The organism is Micromonospora sp. NPDC023644 (assembly GCF_040640115.1).
Taxonomy (GTDB): Bacteria; Actinomycetota; Actinomycetes; order Mycobacteriales; family Micromonosporaceae; genus Micromonospora.
This window is the reverse complement of record NZ_JBFABA010000042.1, coordinates 1-16,079: the sequence shown is the minus strand read 5'-3', so window position 1 is coordinate 16,079 and position 16,079 is coordinate 1. Positions and strand designations below refer to the sequence as shown.

Sequence of the window (16,079 nt, the reverse complement as noted above, 5' to 3'; positions counted from 1 at the left end):
CACCCGCCGCGGCCGACCGAACCTCGGCGGAACTCGCCCGCCGGAGCCCTATCCTAGTAGTAGGATATGCCCGTGGAGCTGACCCCCGCCGAGCTGACCGTGCTGGGCCTGATCATCGAACGCGCCCGGCACGGCTACGACCTGGAGCAGGTGATCGAGCGACGCGGCATCCGGCAGTGGTCCGACGTCGGGTTCTCCTCCATCTACTACCTGCTCGCCAAGCTGGAGAGGCGCGGCCTCGTCCACGTGCCCGAGGCCCCCGCCGCCCCGAAGTCCCGCCGGGTGTTCCACGCCACCGCCGAGGGCCGGGAGGTCGCGGCGCGCACCACGCTGGCCCTCATCGAGGATCCGCAGCCGGCCCGGCACCCGCTTCTCGTCGGGATCGCCAACCTGCCCCTGCTCTCCGACCGGGAGTACGCACGGGCGCTGCGCACCCGGTTGGCGCGGGTCGAGGCCCGCATCGGGGCGGTCCAGGTGGCGCAGCAGGCGCAGGCCCCCCTCCCGCGACCGGCGCGCGAGGTGTTCTCGTACGCACTGAGCCTCCTGGAGGCAGAAAGGCAGTGGCTCGCCACCCGAGCCCAGGTGCCGCATGACGGAGAAGACTGACTTCAAGAAGGCCGTCGACGCCTACCAGGCCGGACGGGGCGAGTTCCGGCTCGTGGACGTGCCCGACATGCGGTACCTCATGGTCGACGGCCACGGCGACCCGAACACCTCACCGGCGTTCACCGCCGCCGTCGAAGCCCTCTACCCGGTGGCCTACAAACTGAAGTTCGCCAGCAGACGGGAGCTCGGGCGCGACTACGTCGTGCCGCCTCTGGAGGGCCTGTGGTGGGCCGAGGACATGGCCTCCTTCACCGCGGAACGCGACAAGTCGCGGTGGGACTGGACCCTGATGATCATGGTCCCGGACTGGATCGGCCGGGACATGTTCACCGCCGCCGTGGAGCAGGCCGGGGCCCGCAACCGCCCGTCGCGGCTCGACGACATCCGGCTGGAGACGCTCTCCGAGGGGCGGTGCGTGCAGACGCTGCACGTCGGCTCGTTCGACGACGAGGCTGAGGTGCTGGCGCGGCTGCACGGCGAGTTCGTGCCGGGCAACGGGTTGCGGATGGTGGGCAGACACCACGAGATCTACCTCAGCGACTTCCGCCGGGTCGCACCCGAGCGGCAACGCACCATCCTGAGGCAACCGGTCGCCGCCGCGTAGGCGCGACGGCGGCCAGCCCTCACCCGCGCGTCCTCCCCACCGCCCTCGGCCGGCGCGCGGCGGGCCACCCGCCGCGACCGCGAGCGCCTCGGACGCAGGCGACGCGCGGCGGGCAGGTCGGGCAACGGCGACGGGCCCCGCCCCCGGCGATCTCGCGATCGCGGGGACGGGGCCCGTCGTCGTTCAGCGGGTCACTTGCCGCCGGCGAGCTTCTCCCGCAGAGCGGCGAGCGCCTCGTCGGTGGCCAGGGTGCCGGCCGGCTCCTCGGCCTGGCGGCTCGGGGCCGCGCTCGTCGAGGTGGTGGTGCCACCACCGGTGACGGCCGGAGCCGGGTTCGCAGCGGCCTCGGCGTCGGCGGCCCGGGAGGTCTGCACCTGCTTGGTGTGGGCCTCCCAGCGCTGACGCGCCTCGGCGTACTGGTTCTCCCAGGTCTCGCGCTGCTTGTCGTACCCCTCGAGCCACTCGCCCGTCTCCGGGTCGAAGCCCTCCGGGTAGATGTAGTTGCCCTCGGCGTCGTAGGTCGCGGCCATGCCGTAGAGGGTCGGGTCGAAGTGCTCCTCGCCCTCGACGAAGCCCTCGTTGGCCTGCTTGAGCGACAGCGAGATCCGGCGGCGCTCCAGGTCGATGTCGATGACCTTGACCATGACCTCGGAGCCGACCTGGACGACCTGCTCCGGGATCTCCACGTGGCGCTCGGCCAGCTCGGAGATGTGGACCAGGCCCTCGATGCCGTCGTCCACCCGGACGAAGGCGCCGAACGGCACCAGCTTGGTGACCTTACCCGGCACGATCTGCTGGATCGCGTGGGTGCGGGCGAACTGACGCCACGGGTCCTCCTGCGTCGCCTTCAGCGACAGCGAGACGCGCTCGCGGTCCAGGTCGACGTCCAGGACCTCGACCTCGACCTCCTGGCCCACCTCGACGACCTCGGACGGGTGGTCGATGTGCTTCCAGGACAGCTCGGAGACGTGCACCAGGCCGTCCACGCCGCCCAGGTCGACGAACGCGCCGAAGTTGACGATCGAGGACACGACGCCCTTGCGGACCTGGCCCTTCTGCAGCTTGTTGAGGAACTCGGTGCGCACCTCGGACTGCGTCTGCTCCAGCCAGGCCCGGCGGGACAGGACCACGTTGTTGCGGTTCTTGTCCAGCTCGATGATCTTGGCCTCGAGCTCACGGCCCACGTACGGCTGCAGGTCACGCACCCGACGCATCTCGACCAGGGAGGCGGGCAGGAAGCCACGCAGCCCGATGTCGAGGATGAGGCCACCCTTGACCACCTCGATGACCGAGCCGCGGACGACGCCGTCCTCGTCCTTGATCTTCTCGATGGTGCCCCAGGCCCGCTCGTACTGCGCCCGCTTCTTGGAGAGGATCAGACGACCCTCCTTGTCCTCCTTCTGGAGGACCAGGGCCTCGATGTGGTCACCAACCGAAACGACCTCGGCCGGGTCCACGTCGTGCTTGATCGACAACTCCCGAGAGGGGATGACACCCTCGGTCTTGTAGCCGATGTCGAGCAGGACCTCGTCCCGATCGACCTTGACGACGGTGCCTTCGACAATGTCGCCGTCATTGAAGTACTTGATGGTCTCGTCGATCGCGGCGAGGAAAGCCTCCTCGGAACCGAGATCGTCGTGGGTGACCCGGGTGGCGCTCGAGGGGGCCTCGATGCTGCTCGTCATGTGGGCGGTTGCTCCGGTCGGATGGTGTGTCACAGCAGGCTGGTGTGTCGCGGTGACCTGTTCGCGCCAGCGGATCCGTCGCCGGGCACACCGAAAGATCATCGCGTGAGATCATGGATGTGGCTCCGCCAGTGGTCCCGGAGACCGCGCACCTGCTCCCTGCCGAGGCACACGATCCGCGAGCGCATCGTCTAGCCTACCCGCTGCATTACCACAGCGTGCAAGGCCTCCCGTCCTCTCGCCGCCTCGTCAGCTGCGAAAGCGGAGATATCGGGAGGAAGGCGTCGCAGGTGTCGCGTCCGTCACAGGGGCATCACCCGTGAACGGTAGCGCCGGGCGCCACGCCACGCGCTGCGGGGGTCGGCCGGCCATCGGCGCCGCCGGGACTAGCGTGAGCGGGTGGATGACGACAGCCGGGTGACCCGGCGCCGGGTCGGCGACGCCGAGGCCCGCCGGGCGAACCGCCGCTGGTGGGACGCCGACGCCGACGACTACCAGGCCGAGCACGGCCGCTTCCTCGGCGACCTGGACTTCGTCTGGTGTCCCGAGGGCGTGCGCGAGGCCGACGTACGGCTGCTGGGTGAGCTGGCCGGACGGCGGGTGCTGGAGCTCGGCTGCGGGGCCGCCGCCGCCGCGCGGTGGCTCGCCACCCGGGGCGCCCGGCCGGTCGCCCTGGACCTGTCCGCCGGCATGCTGCGGCACGCCGCGCTGGCGGCCGCGCGCACCGGCGTACGCGTGCCGCTGGTGCAGGCCGACGCCCTGGCGCTGCCCTTCGCCGACGCCGCGTTCGACACGGCCTGCACGGCCTTCGGGGCGGTCCCGTTCGTGGCCGACTCGGCGGCGGTCATGCGCGAGGTGTTCCGGGTGCTGCGTCCCGGCGGCCGGTGGGTGTTCTCGGTGACCCACCCGATGCGGTGGATCTTCCTCGACGACCCCGGCGAGGGCGGGCTGACGGCCGTGCACTCGTACTTCGACCGCTCCCCCTACGTGGAGCAGGACGAGGCCGGCGACGCCACCTACGTCGAGCAGCACCGCACGCTCGGCGACCGGGTCCGCGAGATCGTGGGTGCCGGGTTCCGCCTGGTCGACCTGGTGGAGCCCGAGTGGCCCGAGGGACACGAGGGCGTCTGGGGGCAGTGGAGCCCGCTGCGCGGCCGCCTCTTCCCCGGCACCGCCATCTTCGTCACCGAGAAGCCCGCCCGCGCGAGCCGGACAGTCAGTGCGACGTCCGAGGCGGGCCGCGGGGTTACGCTGAGCCGGTGAGCGCCGAGCCGATCGCGACACCACCTGGCCCATGGTGTCCGGACCCGATCCGGCAGCAGCGTGCCGACTACACGCTGGAGGACCTGCTCAACCTGCCGGACGACGCCCCCCGCGTCGAACTCGTCGACGGAGTCGTCCAGGTGACACCCTCCCCCACCCTGGGCCACCAGGACATTTCCAGCCTGCTCTGGCTGTGGCTGCGAACCCACTGCCCCGCACACCTGCGTGCCACACAGGCCGTCGGCGTGGCCCTCAATGCGAACACCAGCCGGCAGCCGGACGTGCTGCTGTGCCGGACGGAGGTGACCGCCGACCGGTCGCTGCTCATGCCGGACGACGTCGTCCTCGCGGTCGAGGTGGTGTCGCCCTGCACCCGCCGCACCGACCGGTTCGCCAAGCCCGGCGAGTACGCCGCCGCAGGCATCCCCTTCTACTGGCGGATCGAACAGGACCCCATCCACCTCTACGCCTACCGGCGGGGCGATCGGCTCGGGCCGGGCGGTGAGCGACAGTACGAACTGATCGCCGACAGCGCGGAGCTGATCGAGCTGGTCGAACCATTCGAGATCAAGCTGCCGATCGCCGACGTCACGCCGTAGCCCGCGGTCGTCGTTTCGGCCCGTCGACGCCGGGTACCCGCGCGGCATGGCCGAGCAGAGCGAGTTCCGCAGGGGCGACCACGTCTCCTGGGCCAGCCACAGCGGCCGGGCGTACGGCGTGGTCAAGGAGAAGATCACCGAACGCACGCACGTACGCGGGCACGCCGTCAACGCGTCCCCGGACGACCCGCAGTACCGGATCCGCAACGACGACTCGGGGCGGGACGTCGCACACCGACCGGAGGTGCTGCGCCATGAGCAGGGGTGACGAGGGCCGCGACACCTACCGGGAGTTCACCGAGGCGGTGAACATGAAGCCGGCCGAGCTGTCGAAGTGGCTGGAGACCGACGAGTCGAAGCAGGTCGGCTGGCACAAGGGTGGGCGCTCCGGCGGCGGCGAGTCGGTCGGGCACGAATCCGGCCGGAAGATCATCAACCTGCTGCGGCGCAAGCGTGCCGAGCTCTCCGAGGGCGACTACCGGCACATGCGCAAGGTCGTCGGCTACGTCCGCCGGCACATGGCGCAGCGCCCCTCCGGCGACGTCCGCGACACGAAGTGGCGCTGGTCGCTGATGAACTGGGGCCACGACCCCCTGAAGCGCTGAGCTCGCCCGCTTGACCCTGCCACTGGCGGCAGGGTCCGACGATCCGCGCCATGAGTCGAGCGCAACGCAGGATCGTCGTCGTCACCGGTGCGGGTACCGGAATCGGGCGGGCCACCGCCCGTGAGTTCAGCGCCCAGGGGGCGCACGTCGTCGCGGTGGGACGACGGGCCGCGCCCCTGGCGGAGACCGCCGCCGGTCACCCCGGCATCGAGCCGCTGGTCGCCGACGTCACCGCCCCCGGCGCCGCGGAGCTGATCGTCGGCGCTGCCACCGAGCGGCACGGCCGCCTCGACGTCCTGGTCAACAACGCGGGCGTCGCCGGCGGTGGCCCGCTCGGCTCCCTCGCCCCCGAGACGGTCGAGCGCCACCTGGCGACGAACCTGGTCGCGCCGCTCCTGCTCGCCCAGGCGGCGGTGCCGGCGCTGACCGACAGCAGAGGCGTAATCGTCAACGTCACCACGTCGGTCGGGTCACGCGCCTGGCCGGGCAGTTCGCTGTACGCGGCGGGCAAGTCCGCCCTGGACTCGCTGACCCGCAGCTGGGCGGTGGAACTCGCGCCGCACGGGATCCGGGTGGTGGCGGTCGCGCCCGGCGCCGTCGACACCCCGATCGGCGCGCACCAGGGGCTGACGCCGCAGCAGCAGGCCGACGTCCGCCGGTGGCAGGTGGAGCGGACGCCGCTGGGACGCGTCGGCCGCCCCGAGGAGGTGGCCTGGGCGATCCTGCGCCTCGCCGACCCGGCGGCCGGCTTCGTCACCGGCGTCGTGCTGCCGGTGGACGGTGGCGCCGTGATCGCGTGACGGCGCCGGCTGCCGGCCTGGTAGAAACGGTGCCCGGAGGTGCGGACCCATGCTGATCGGCGAGCTGGCGGAGGCCACCGGCACCACCCCACGCGCCCTGCGGCACTACGAGCGGCACGGACTGCTCGATTCCCGGCGGGCCCACAACGGCTACCGGGTCTACGACGAGCGATCGGTCGGCCGGGTGCGCAACATCCGTCACCTGTTGGCCGCCGGCCTGACGCTGGACGACGTGCGGACGTTCCTGCCCTGCCTGGACGGGGACGTGGCCGCCGCCGCGCCCGCGCCCGCCGGTGTCCGGGTCGCCCTGGACCGGCTCGCGGTACTCGACGCCCGCATCGCGGCGCAGACGGCGGTACGCGACCGGCTGGCGGCGGCCCTGCGCGCGGCGGGCACGGCCGTCCCGCACGTCTGACGGCGACGCGGACCCGCCGCCTGCCCCCGACCACGTCCGTCCCGCACGGTTCGACCGCGACGCGGGCCCTGCCGCCCTACCCCGACCACGTCCGTCCCGCACGGTTCGACCGCGACGCGGGCCCTGCCGCCCTACCCCGACCACGTCCGTCCCGCTCAGTTCGACGGCGACGCGGCCCTGCCGCCCTCCACGGGCAGGGCCGGTGCCGACGCGCGCGGGACGGTGCCCGTCAGTGGTCGGCGCTGTTCCAGTCGCGGCCCTCGCCCACCGAGACCTCCAGCGGCACCGAGAGCGGGTGTGCCCCGCCCATCTCCCGCCGCACCAGCGCCTCCAGGGTCTCCCGCTCGCCCGGGGCGACCTCGAAGACCAGCTCGTCGTGCACCTGGAGCAGCATCCGGGAGCGCAGACCCGCCTCGCGCAGCGCGGTGTCGACGTGCAGCATGGCGACCTTGATGATGTCGGCCGCCGAGCCCTGGATGGGGGCGTTGAGCGCCATCCGCTCGGCCATCTCCCGGCGCTGCCGGTTGTCGCTGACCAGGTCGGGCAGGTAGCGGCGGCGGCCCAGGATGGTGGAGGTGTAGCCGTCGTGCCGGGCGCGGGCGACGACCTCCTGGAGGTAGTCGCGCACCCCGCCGAACCCGGCGAAGTAGTTCTCCATCAGCCCGCGCGCCTCCTCGGCGGTGATCCCGAGCTGCTGGGAGAGGCCGAACGCGCTCAGCCCGTACGCCAGGCCGTAGTTCATCGCCTTGATCTTGCGCCGCTGGTCGGCGGTGACCTCGTCGACCGGCACCCCGAAGACCGACGAGGCGGTGGCGGCGTGGAAGTCGGCGCCGGAGTTGAACGCCTCGATGAGCGCGTCGTCCGACGACAGGTGCGCCATGATCCGCATCTCGATCTGGCTGTAGTCGGCGGTGAGCAGGCACTCGTAGCCCTCCCCCACCACAAAGGCGCGGCGGATCCGGCGCCCCTCCTCGGTGCGGATCGGGATGTTCTGCAGGTTGGGCTCGGTCGAGGAGAGCCGGCCGGTGGCGGCCACCGTCTGGTTGAAGGTGGTGTGGATGCGGCCGTCGTCGGAGACCGACTTGAGCAGCCCGTCGACGGTCGTCTTGAGCTTCGCCACGTCCCGGTGGCGCAGCAGGTGGGCCAGCACCGGGTGCGGGTTCTGCGCGTGGAGCCACTGGAGGGCGTCGGCGTCGGTGGTGTAGCCGGTCTTGATCTTCTTGGTCTTGGGCAGGCCCAGCTCGCCGAAGAGGATCTCCTGCAACTGCTTCGGCGAGCCGAGGTTGAACTCCCGGCCGACCGCCTCGTACGCCCCCTGGGCGGCGGCCTTCACCTCGGCGGCGAAGTGCGCCTCCAGCTCGGAGAGGTAGTGCGTGTCGGCGGCGATGCCGGTGCGTTCCATGGCGGCGAGCACCCGCATCAGCGGCAGCTCCACCCCGGCCATCAGCCGCGCCGACTGCTCGCCGTCGCGGGACAGCTCGGCGTCGATCGCGTCGGCCAGGTCGAGGGTGGCGCGGGCCTGGAGCATGAGGTTCTGCTCCGCCTCGCCGTCGTTGCCGAGCCCCTCCAGGGTGAGCTGGCCGGTCTCCGGGGCGTCGACCCGCAGCTCGCGGTGCAGGTAGCGCAGGGCCAGGTCGGTCAGGTCGTAGGAGCGCTGGTCGGGGCGGGCCAGGTAGGCGGCGATCTGGGTGTCGCGGAGGATGCCCTCCAGGCCCCAGCCGTGCGCGGCGAACGCCAGCACCGCCGGCTTGCTGTCGTGCAGCACCTTGGGCCGCCCGGCGTCGGCCAGCCAGGCCGCCAGGGCCGCCTCGTCGGTCGCCTCCAGCGTGGCGGGGTCGAACCAGGCCGCCGCGCCGCCGGCGGTGGCCAGCGCCATCCCGGTCACGGAGGCGGTGTGCCGGCGGTTGGGCCCGGTGTCGAGCTTCGCCGCCACGCCCACCGGGGTGCCGGCCGGCGCGTGCGTCTCCAGCCACCCGGCGAGCGACCCGGGCGCGGTGAGCACCTCGCCGGTCAGGTCGAAGCCGGACTCGGCCTCCGGCTCCACCGCCTCCAGGTACTGGTAGAGCCGGTCGCGCAGGATGCGGAACTCGAGGGTGTCGAAGACCTGGTGGACGGCCTCGCGGTCCCACCCCTCCCAGCGCGCGTCCTCGGGACGCAGCGGCAGTTCCAGGTCGGAGACGAGACAGTTGATCTCGTAGTTGCGGATCACGTCGGCGAGCCGCTCGCGCAGGCTGTCGCCGGCCTTGCCCTTGATCTCGTCGGCCCGCGCGACGACCCCGTCGACCCCGCCGTAGGTGGTGATCCACTTCGCGGCGGTCTTCGGGCCGACGCCGGGCACGCCGGGCAGGTTGTCGCTGGTCTCGCCCACCAGGGCGGCCAGGTCGCGGTAGCGCTCCGGGGGGACGCCGTACTTCGCCTCGATCGCCGCCGGGTCCATCCGGGCCAGGTCGGAGACGCCCTTGCGCGGGTAGAGCACCGTGATCCGGTCGCCGACGAGCTGGAACGCGTCCCGGTCGCCGCTGCTGATCAGCACCGACATGCCCTGGTCGCGGGCCTGGCAGGCGAGGGTGGCGATGATGTCGTCGGCCTCGAAGCCCTCCTTCTCCACGACCGGGATGCGCAGCGCCGCGAGGACCTCCTTGACCAGGCTCACCTGGCCCTTGAAGTCGGTCGGGGTCTCGCTGCGGCCGGCCTTGTACTCCGCGTACTTCTCCGTGCGGAAGGAGCGGCGGGAGACGTCGAAGGCGACCACGATGTGCGTCGGCTGCTCGTCGCGCAGCACGTTGATCAGCATGGACGTGAAGCCGTAGACCGCGTTGGTCGGCTGCCCCGTCGTGGTGGAGAAGTTCTCCACCGGCAGGGCGAAGAACGCCCGGTATGCCATGGAATGTCCGTCGACGAGAAGCAGGCGCGGCGTCGTAGCTGTCACGGCAGCGACTCTAGCCGCCCGCTCCGACACTCCGGGACACCGGCACGGGCGCCGGCGCGGCCCGGGTGGGCCGCGCCGGCGTGCCGCTCAGAGCACCTTGGCCAGGAACGCCTTCGTCCGGTCGTGCCGGGGGTTCGCGATCACCTCGCGGGGCACGCCGGACTCGACCACGACGCCGCCGTCCATGAAGACCAGCGAGTCGCCGACCTCCCGGGCGAAGCCGATCTCGTGGGTGACCACGATCATCGTCATGCCCTCGCGCGCCAGGTCCTTCATCACGTCGAGGACCTCGCCGACCAGCTCTGGGTCGAGCGCGCTGGTGGGCTCGTCGAAGAGCATCAGCTTCGGCTGCATCGCCAGCGCCCGGGCGATCGCCACCCGCTGCTGCTGGCCGCCGGAGAGCTGGCCCGGGTAGTTGCCGAGCTTGTCGCCCAGCCCCACCCGCTCCAGCAGGGCGGCGGCCCGGTCCCGGGCGGCGGCCTTCTTCTCGCGGCCCAGCAGCACCGGCGCCTCGGCGACGTTCTGCAGGGCGGTCATGTGCGGGAAGAGGTTGAACCGCTGGAACACCATGCCGATCGCCCGGCGCTGCGCGGCGACGTCCTTTTCCCGCATCTCGTGCAGCTTGCCGCCGCGCTCGCGGTAGCCGATCAGGTCGCCGTCCACCCAGATCCGACCGGCGTTGATCTTCTCCAGGTGGTTGATGCAGCGCAGGAACGTCGACTTGCCGGAGCCGGAGGGACCCAGCAGGCAGCACACCTCGCCGCTGCGGACCTCCAGGTCGATGCCCTTGAGCACCTCGATCGCCCCGAACGACTTGTGCACCTGCTCGGCCCGGACCATCGGCCCGGAGTCCACCGCCGGCCCGCCGGCCTGCGCCGGCACCGTCAGCCCGGTCATGCGCCGTCCACCTTCCCCGTCGTGCCGCCGCTCTCCGCCGCGAGGCCCCGCAGCTTGGTCTTCGCCCGCCCGGTGCGCCCGACGCCCTTGGAGAAGTGCCGCTCCAGGTAGTACTGCCCGACCAGCAGCACGCTGGTCAGCAGCAGGTACCAGATGGTCGCCGCGACCAGCATCGGGAAGACCTGGAAGGTCCGGCTACCGACGGCCCTGAGCTGGAAGAACAGCTCGGTGGAGACCGGCACGAAGGCCACCAGCGAGGTGTCCTTGAGCATCGCGATGGTCTCGTTGCCGGTCGGCGGGACGATCACCCGCATGGCCTGCGGCAGCACGATGCGGCGCAGGATCTGCCCGCGCCGCATGCCCAGCGCCTGGGCGGCCTCGGTCTGCCCCTCGTCCACCGACTGGATGCCGGCCCGGACGATCTCCGCCATGTAGGCGGCCTCGGACAGGCCCAGCGCCAGCATGCCGGCGACGAAGCCGGTCAGGATCTCCACGGCGGAGAAGCCGAACAGCCGCGCCTCGAAGTCGTCGACCCCGAACAGGGCGCCGATCTGCCGGTCGAACGGCAGCCCGAACTCGATCCGCGCCCACAGGATGCCGAGGTTGCCGAAGAGGATCGCCAGCACCAGTCGGGGCACCGCCCGGAAGAACCAGGTGTACGCCCAGGCGACGCCGCGCAGGATCGGGTTCTCCGACAGCCGCATGATGGCGAGGACGACGCCCAGCCCGATGCCGATCAGCATGGAGGTCAGGAGCAGCGCGATGCTTCCGCGCACCCCCTCGATGATCGGCGGCCGGAACATCTCGTCGACCATGAACGACCAGTTGAACGCCTTGTTCGTCACCAGCAGGTGGACGAACATGGCCACCAGCACCCCGATCACGGCGACGGCGACCCACCGCCCGGGATGCCGCACGGGCACGGCCTGGATGGGTTCCGGCCGTGCCCGTTCGGGTGTGTCAGTCTCGACCGGCATGGTCAGCTGGTCGGGTTCAGCGCCGGGGTCGTGATGGCGCCGCCCTCGACGCCCCACTTCTTCAGCGCGGTCTGGTACGTGCCGTCGGCGATGACCGCCGCGACGGCCTCCTTCAGCACCTCGGCGAACGCGGCCTGGTCCTTCTTCACCGCGTAGCCGTACGGGGCGGACTCGTAGATGTCGCCGAGCAGCTCCAGCTGGCCGCTGCTCTGCTTCACCGCGTACGCGCCGACCGGGGAGTCCGCCAGCATGGCGTCGTCCTTGCCGCTGACCACCGCGGCGGTGGCGTCGCTCTGCGCCTGGTACTGGTCGATCGTGATCGCCGGCTTGCCGGCGTCGGTGCACTTCTTCGACCGGGCGGTGATGTCGTCGAGCTGCACGGTGCCGACCTGCACGGCGATCTTCTTGCCGCAGGCGTTCTCGCTGTCGACCTTGGCCGGGTTGCCGGCCTTGGTCGCCCACTGGGTGCCGGCGGAGAAGTAGCTGACCATGTTGACGGTCTTCATCCGCTCGGCGTTGATGGTGAACGAGGAGACGCCGACCTCGTACTTGCCCGAGTCCACGCCGGGCAGGATCGAGTCGAACGGGGCCGACTCGTACTCGGCCTTGAGGCCGAGCTTCTGCGCGACGGCGTTGAACAGCTCGATGTCGAAGCCGACGACCGTCTTGCCGTCGGCGTCGAGGAACTCCGCCGGGGCGTACGTCGAGTCGGTGCCGACCTTGAGCACGCCGTCGGCCTTGACGGCGTCGGGCACCTTCGCGGCCAGCGCCGAGTCGGCGGCGGCGGTGACGGTGGGGCCGGCGCCGGGCTGCTCGGTGCCGCTCTCCTTCTCGCCGCAGCCGGCCAGCGAGATGGCCAGCAGCGCGGCGCCGGTGACGCCGAGAACGGCCCGGCGGCCGCCACTGATGAGGAACATGGGGTACTCCTTGCGATGAGGGGTGACGGCCGGTCAGGCCACGCCGAGGTAGGCCTCTTTGACCGCCGGGTCGTGCAGCAGCTCGGCGCCGGTGCCGCTCTTGACGATCCGGCCGGTCTCCAGCACGTACGCCCGGTGGGCGCGGGCCAGCGCCTGCTGGGCGTTCTGCTCGACGAGCAGGACGGTGGTGCCCTGTTGGTTGATCTCGACGATGATGTCGAAGATCTGCTGGATCAGCATCGGCGCCAGACCCATCGAGGGCTCGTCGAGCAGCAGCAGCTTCGGCCGGCTCATCAGCGCCCGCCCGACGGCCAGCATCTGCTGCTCGCCGCCGGAGAGGGTGCCGCCGTGCTGCTTGCGCCGCTCGGCCAGGCGCGGGAAGAGCCCCAGCACCCGGTCGAGGTCCTGGGCGATGCCGGCCCGGTCGCGCCGGGTGTACGCGCCCATGTCCAGGTTCTCCAGCACCGTCATGCCGGGGAAGATTCCGCGGCCCTCGGGGGCCTGGCACAGCCCCCGCCGGACCCGCAGGTCCGCCCGGAGCTTGGTGATGTCCTCACCGTCGAACCGGATGCTGCCGCTGGCGACCGGCCGGATTCCGGAGATCGCCCGCATCGTGGTCGACTTGCCGGCGCCGTTGGCGCCGATCAGGGCGACGATCTCGCCCTCGTCCACCGTCAGGCTGATGCCGTGCAGCGCCTGGATCCGCCCGTAGAGCAGGCTCACATCGTCGATCTCAAGCAGCATCGTCCGGCACCCCCAGGTACGCCGCGATCACCTTCGGGTTCTCCCGCACCTCGGCGGGCAGCCCCTCGGCGATCTTCTTTCCGAACTCCAGCACCACGATCCGGTCGGTGACCCCCATGACCAGGCGCATGTCGTGCTCGATGAGCAGCACGGTCACGCCGGTGTCCCGGATCTGCCGGATGAGCTGGAGCAGTTCCTCCTTCTCCGCCGGGTTGAAGCCGGCAGCCGGCTCGTCCAGGCAGAGCAGCACCGGGTCGGTGGCCAGCGCGCGGGCGATCTCCAGCCGCCGCTGCTCGCCGTAGGAGAGGTTGCGGGCGAACTCGTGCATCCGCTTGCGGATGCCGACGAACTCCAGCAGGCGCTCGGCCTTCTCCCGGCTCGCGCGCTCCTCCTTCCAGTACCGCGGCAGGCGGAACAGCGCGGAGATGACGCTCGTCTTGTTGTGCGCGTCCGCGCCCACCAGGACGTTCTCCAGCGCCGTCATCTCCGGGAAGAGGCGGATGTTCTGGAACGTCCGCGCCATGCCCATCTTGGTGATCTGGTGCCGCTTCTTGCCGCTGATCCGCTGGCCGCGGAACCGGATCTGCCCCTCGGTGGGCTGGTAGATACCGGTCATGGCGTTGAAGCAGGTGGTCTTGCCGGCGCCGTTCGGGCCGATCAGACCGAGGATCTCGCCCTTGTAGAGGGTGAAGTCCACCTCGTTCAACGCGACCACGCCGCCGAAGCGCAGCGTGACCTTGTCGACCTCCAGCAGCGGCTCCCGGGTGGAAACCGCCTCCACGGCCGGCGCGCCGGCCTGCGCCGGGACCACCGGCGTCTGCTCGGTGTCACTCACCGACGGTCACCTCCTTGCGGCGATCCTTGAACTCCGCCGCACGTCGTCGGTTGGGGATCAGACCCTCCGGCCGGAAGATCATCATGACCACCAGCACCAGGCCGAAGAACAGGAACCGGTACTCGTACAGCTCGACGCCGAACAGCTCGATGCCGCGGAACCGCTCGATCATGTACGCCACCAGGCCACCGCCGACGATCGCGCCGACGATGTTGCCGGAGCCACCGAAGATGACCGCGGCCAGGATGATGATCGAGTTCAGCAGCTCGAAGTTCTGCGAGTTGACGAAGTTCTGCTTGCCCGCGAACAACGCGCCGGCCAGGCCGGCGATCGCGGCGCCCGCGGCGAACGCCCAGAGCTTGAACTTGAACGTCGGCACGCCCATGAGCTGCGCGGCGTCCTCGTCCTCGCGGATGGAGATCCAGGCCCGCCCGACCCGGCTGTGGGTCAGGTTCCGCACGCCGATCACCACCAGGATGATCACCGTGAGCACCAGCCAGTAGTACGGCCGGGCGTCGAGCACGCCGAAGACCGGCTTGCCGTCGGCGTACTGGCCCGGGGGGTGCGGGATCTGGTTGAAGCCCCGCTGGCCCTTGAGGAACTCCGAGCTGACCGCGCCGATGCGGATCATCTCGGCGAAGCCGAGCGTCACCAGCGCCAGGTAGTCGCCCCGCAGCCGCAGGGTCGGCGTACCGAGCATCACGCCGGAGAGCATCGTCAGGGCGATCGCCACCGGCACCGCCAGCAGCCACGGCCACAGCGTCTTGATGTCGCTGCTCGGCGAGGTCAGCACCGCCACGGTGTACGCGCCGACGGCGAAGAAGCCGAAGTAGCCGAGGTCGAGCAGGCCGGCGAAGCCGACCACGATGTTCAGACCGACGGCCAGCAGCACGTAGATCGAGACGGTGAACATCACCTGGGTGAAGTTCGCACCGGGGGTCGGGATCGGCCCGAGGTACTGGTAGAACTCCTTGTTCGGCAGCGCGTAGAAGAACGCGATCACCGCGACCAGCAGCGCCCAGCGCACCCAGCGCGGCGCGCCGCGCCACCGTTCGCCGGCCGCCTCGCGGCCGGTGCGCACCTTTTCCAAGACGGTCGTCATGCCCGCGCCCTCCCCAGCGACTCACCCAGCAGACCGGTCGGCCGGAACATCAGCAGCACCACCAGCAGCGCGAACGCGGCGAAGTCCTTCCACTCGCTGCCGAAGAGGCCGGAGGCGTAGTTCTCCACCACGCCCAGCAGCAGGCCGCCGAGCAGCGCGCCGCGCAGGTTGCCGATGCCGCCGAGCACCGCGGCGGTGAACGCCTTGAGGCCGAGCAGGAAGCCGACGCTGTAGGTGAGGGTCTGGATCCGTACGTCGTAGAGCAGGCCGGCGACGCCGGCCATCGCGCCACCGGCGATGAAGACCATCAGGATGATCCGGTCCTTGTTCACGCCCATCAGCGCGGCGGTGTTGGCGTCCTGGGCCACCGCCCGGATGCCGCGACCGACCCGGCTGCGGTTGATGAACAGGTCCAGCGCGATCATCATCGCCAACGCGGCGCCGAGGGTGAGCAGCTGCACCGCGTCGATCGGCACGCCGAAGACGTGGAACAGCGGGTCCTGGCTGACCAGGATGGGGGCGCCCTCCGGGCGGCGCCGGGTCCAGATGCCGAACGCCTCCGAGATGGCGATGGACGCGCCGATCGCCGTGATCAGGAAGGCCAGCGGCGGCGCGTTGCGCTTACGCAGCGGCCGGTACGCCACCCGCTCGATCACCGTCGCGGTGCCCGCCGAGGCGATCGCCGCGACGATCATGGCCACCAGCAGGTAGAACAGGATCGAGCCGATCCCGCTGACCTGCGAGTTCTGGTCGAGCCCGAAGCCGTTCCAGGTCCAGATCGCCGCGAACGCGCCGGCGATGAAGACCTCGGAGTGGGCGAAGTTGATGAGTCTCAGCACGCCGTAGACCAGCGTGTAGCCGAGCGCGACCAGGGCGTAGATCGCGCCCTGCGTCAGGCCGGTCGTCGTGTATGTCCCGAAGTTGGAGAACAGGTCGTCGAAGTTCAATGAAGGGACACTCCATCAGGGTCTGGAGAGAAAAATGGGGTGCGGCCGGGAGCGAGCTCCCGGCCGCACCCCCGCACACACAACAAAAACAGGAACACCCAACAGCGGGAAGACATCGGGGTATGCGAGTACGGGGAGAACGGACACCCCCCCA

Annotated in this window: 17 protein-coding genes; 8 read left to right on the top strand and 9 right to left on the bottom strand. The window is 71.0% G+C overall.

Going from position 1 to position 16,079, the window contains the following annotated elements; translation table 11 throughout:
* Nucleotides 1-72 precede the first annotated feature (72 nt).
* Together AB0G08_RS23580 and AB0G08_RS23575 are read left to right on the top strand one after the other, a co-directional pair.
* Complete coding sequence (locus tag AB0G08_RS23580; RefSeq protein WP_358091516.1) at nt 73-606, top strand: PadR family transcriptional regulator; 534 nt, start codon at nt 73-75, stop codon at nt 604-606.
* Nucleotides 590-1,210 carry a GyrI-like domain-containing protein gene (locus tag AB0G08_RS23575; RefSeq protein WP_358091513.1) on the top strand — a complete coding sequence of 207 codons (621 nt, stop codon included), beginning with the start codon at nt 590-592 and terminating at the stop codon, nt 1,208-1,210. The genes AB0G08_RS23580 and AB0G08_RS23575 overlap by 17 nt, the downstream gene beginning before the upstream one ends.
* 191 nt (nt 1,211-1,401) lie before the next feature.
* On the opposite strand, the gene rpsA is transcribed toward AB0G08_RS23575, so the two are convergent.
* Nucleotides 1,402-2,997 (bottom strand): 30S ribosomal protein S1, encoded by a 1,596-nt coding sequence (gene rpsA, locus AB0G08_RS23570; protein ID WP_088999324.1) that lies wholly within the window; start codon nt 2,995-2,997, stop codon nt 1,402-1,404.
* Nucleotides 2,998-3,294: 297 nt separating this feature from the next.
* On the opposite strand from rpsA, the gene AB0G08_RS23565 reads away from it, so the two are divergent.
* The 6 genes from AB0G08_RS23565 to AB0G08_RS23540 are packed head-to-tail and all read left to right on the top strand — an operon-like array spanning nt 3,295 to nt 6,577.
* Nucleotides 3,295-4,158, top strand: a complete 864-nt coding sequence (locus AB0G08_RS23565; RefSeq protein ID WP_358091511.1) for a class I SAM-dependent methyltransferase — start codon at nt 3,295-3,297, stop codon at nt 4,156-4,158.
* Nucleotides 4,155-4,757, top strand: coding sequence for a Uma2 family endonuclease (locus AB0G08_RS23560; RefSeq protein ID WP_358091509.1), 603 nt, complete (start codon nt 4,155-4,157; stop codon nt 4,755-4,757). Before AB0G08_RS23565 ends, AB0G08_RS23560 begins: the two co-directional genes overlap by 4 nt.
* A gap of 46 nt (nt 4,758-4,803) precedes the next feature.
* Nucleotides 4,804-5,025 (top strand): DUF2945 domain-containing protein, encoded by a 222-nt coding sequence (locus AB0G08_RS23555; RefSeq protein ID WP_121400637.1) that lies wholly within the window; start codon nt 4,804-4,806, stop codon nt 5,023-5,025.
* Complete coding sequence (locus AB0G08_RS23550) at nt 5,012-5,362, top strand: DUF3140 domain-containing protein (protein WP_101411732.1); 351 nt, start codon at nt 5,012-5,014, stop codon at nt 5,360-5,362. Before AB0G08_RS23555 ends, AB0G08_RS23550 begins: the two co-directional genes overlap by 14 nt.
* A 50-nt stretch (nt 5,363-5,412) precedes the next feature.
* Complete coding sequence (locus AB0G08_RS23545) at nt 5,413-6,162, top strand: SDR family oxidoreductase (RefSeq protein ID WP_358091506.1); 750 nt, start codon at nt 5,413-5,415, stop codon at nt 6,160-6,162.
* Nucleotides 6,163-6,211: 49 nt separating this feature from the next.
* Complete coding sequence (locus AB0G08_RS23540; protein WP_358091504.1) at nt 6,212-6,577, top strand: MerR family transcriptional regulator; 366 nt, start codon at nt 6,212-6,214, stop codon at nt 6,575-6,577.
* A 229-nt stretch (nt 6,578-6,806) separates the two neighbouring features.
* Here AB0G08_RS23540 and polA read toward each other — a convergent pair whose 3' ends face one another.
* The 8 genes from polA to AB0G08_RS23500 all read right to left on the bottom strand — a co-directional run bounded on the left by polA (nt 6,807) and on the right by AB0G08_RS23500 (nt 15,925).
* Complete coding sequence (polA, locus tag AB0G08_RS23535; protein WP_358091502.1) at nt 6,807-9,506, bottom strand: DNA polymerase I; 2,700 nt, start codon at nt 9,504-9,506, stop codon at nt 6,807-6,809.
* Between the two features lie 87 nt (nt 9,507-9,593).
* Nucleotides 9,594-10,403 (bottom strand): amino acid ABC transporter ATP-binding protein, encoded by an 810-nt coding sequence (locus AB0G08_RS23530; RefSeq protein ID WP_358091500.1) that lies wholly within the window; start codon nt 10,401-10,403, stop codon nt 9,594-9,596.
* Nucleotides 10,400-11,380, bottom strand: coding sequence for an amino acid ABC transporter permease (locus tag AB0G08_RS23525; protein WP_357868580.1), 981 nt, complete (start codon nt 11,378-11,380; stop codon nt 10,400-10,402). The genes AB0G08_RS23530 and AB0G08_RS23525 overlap by 4 nt, the downstream gene beginning before the upstream one ends.
* 2 nt (nt 11,381-11,382) lie before the next feature.
* A complete protein-coding gene (locus tag AB0G08_RS23520; RefSeq protein WP_358091498.1) occupies nt 11,383-12,297 on the bottom strand; it encodes an ABC transporter substrate-binding protein in 915 nt (304 codons plus the stop codon).
* 33 nt (nt 12,298-12,330) lie between these two features.
* A complete protein-coding gene (locus AB0G08_RS23515; RefSeq protein ID WP_357868574.1) occupies nt 12,331-13,041 on the bottom strand; it encodes an ABC transporter ATP-binding protein in 711 nt (236 codons plus the stop codon).
* Entirely contained in the window at nt 13,031-13,822 is a 792-nt protein-coding gene (locus tag AB0G08_RS23510; RefSeq protein WP_358091572.1) for an ABC transporter ATP-binding protein, read from the bottom strand. Before AB0G08_RS23510 ends, AB0G08_RS23515 begins: the two co-directional genes overlap by 11 nt.
* Nucleotides 13,823-13,868: 46 nt before the next feature.
* Nucleotides 13,869-14,978, bottom strand: a complete 1,110-nt coding sequence (locus AB0G08_RS23505) for a branched-chain amino acid ABC transporter permease (protein ID WP_358091496.1) — start codon at nt 14,976-14,978, stop codon at nt 13,869-13,871.
* Nucleotides 14,975-15,925: a branched-chain amino acid ABC transporter permease gene (locus tag AB0G08_RS23500; RefSeq protein WP_357868568.1), complete on the bottom strand. Its 951-nt coding sequence runs from the start codon at nt 15,923-15,925 to the stop codon at nt 14,975-14,977. Before AB0G08_RS23500 ends, AB0G08_RS23505 begins: the two co-directional genes overlap by 4 nt.
* Nucleotides 15,926-16,079: the final 154 nt, after the last annotated feature.

Excerpts from the sequence above, each read along its gene's own strand:
- AB0G08_RS23575 (WP_358091513.1), top strand. The coding sequence starts at position 590 with ATGACGGAGAAGACTGACTTCAAGAAGGCCGTCGACGCCTACCAGGCC.
- rpsA (WP_088999324.1), bottom strand. The coding sequence starts at position 2,997 with ATGATCTTTCGGTGTGCCCGGCGACGGATCCGCTGGCGCGAACAGGTC.
- AB0G08_RS23555 (WP_121400637.1), top strand. The coding sequence starts at position 4,804 with ATGGCCGAGCAGAGCGAGTTCCGCAGGGGCGACCACGTCTCCTGGGCC.
- AB0G08_RS23550 (WP_101411732.1), top strand. The coding sequence starts at position 5,012 with ATGAGCAGGGGTGACGAGGGCCGCGACACCTACCGGGAGTTCACCGAG.
- AB0G08_RS23545 (WP_358091506.1), top strand. The coding sequence starts at position 5,413 with ATGAGTCGAGCGCAACGCAGGATCGTCGTCGTCACCGGTGCGGGTACC.
- AB0G08_RS23540 (WP_358091504.1), top strand. The coding sequence starts at position 6,212 with ATGCTGATCGGCGAGCTGGCGGAGGCCACCGGCACCACCCCACGCGCC.
- AB0G08_RS23530 (WP_358091500.1), bottom strand. The coding sequence starts at position 10,403 with ATGACCGGGCTGACGGTGCCGGCGCAGGCCGGCGGGCCGGCGGTGGAC.
- AB0G08_RS23525 (WP_357868580.1), bottom strand. The coding sequence starts at position 11,380 with ATGCCGGTCGAGACTGACACACCCGAACGGGCACGGCCGGAACCCATC.
- AB0G08_RS23520 (WP_358091498.1), bottom strand. The coding sequence starts at position 12,297 with ATGTTCCTCATCAGTGGCGGCCGCCGGGCCGTTCTCGGCGTCACCGGC.
- AB0G08_RS23515 (WP_357868574.1), bottom strand. The coding sequence starts at position 13,041 with ATGCTGCTTGAGATCGACGATGTGAGCCTGCTCTACGGGCGGATCCAG.
- AB0G08_RS23505 (WP_358091496.1), bottom strand. The coding sequence starts at position 14,978 with ATGACGACCGTCTTGGAAAAGGTGCGCACCGGCCGCGAGGCGGCCGGC.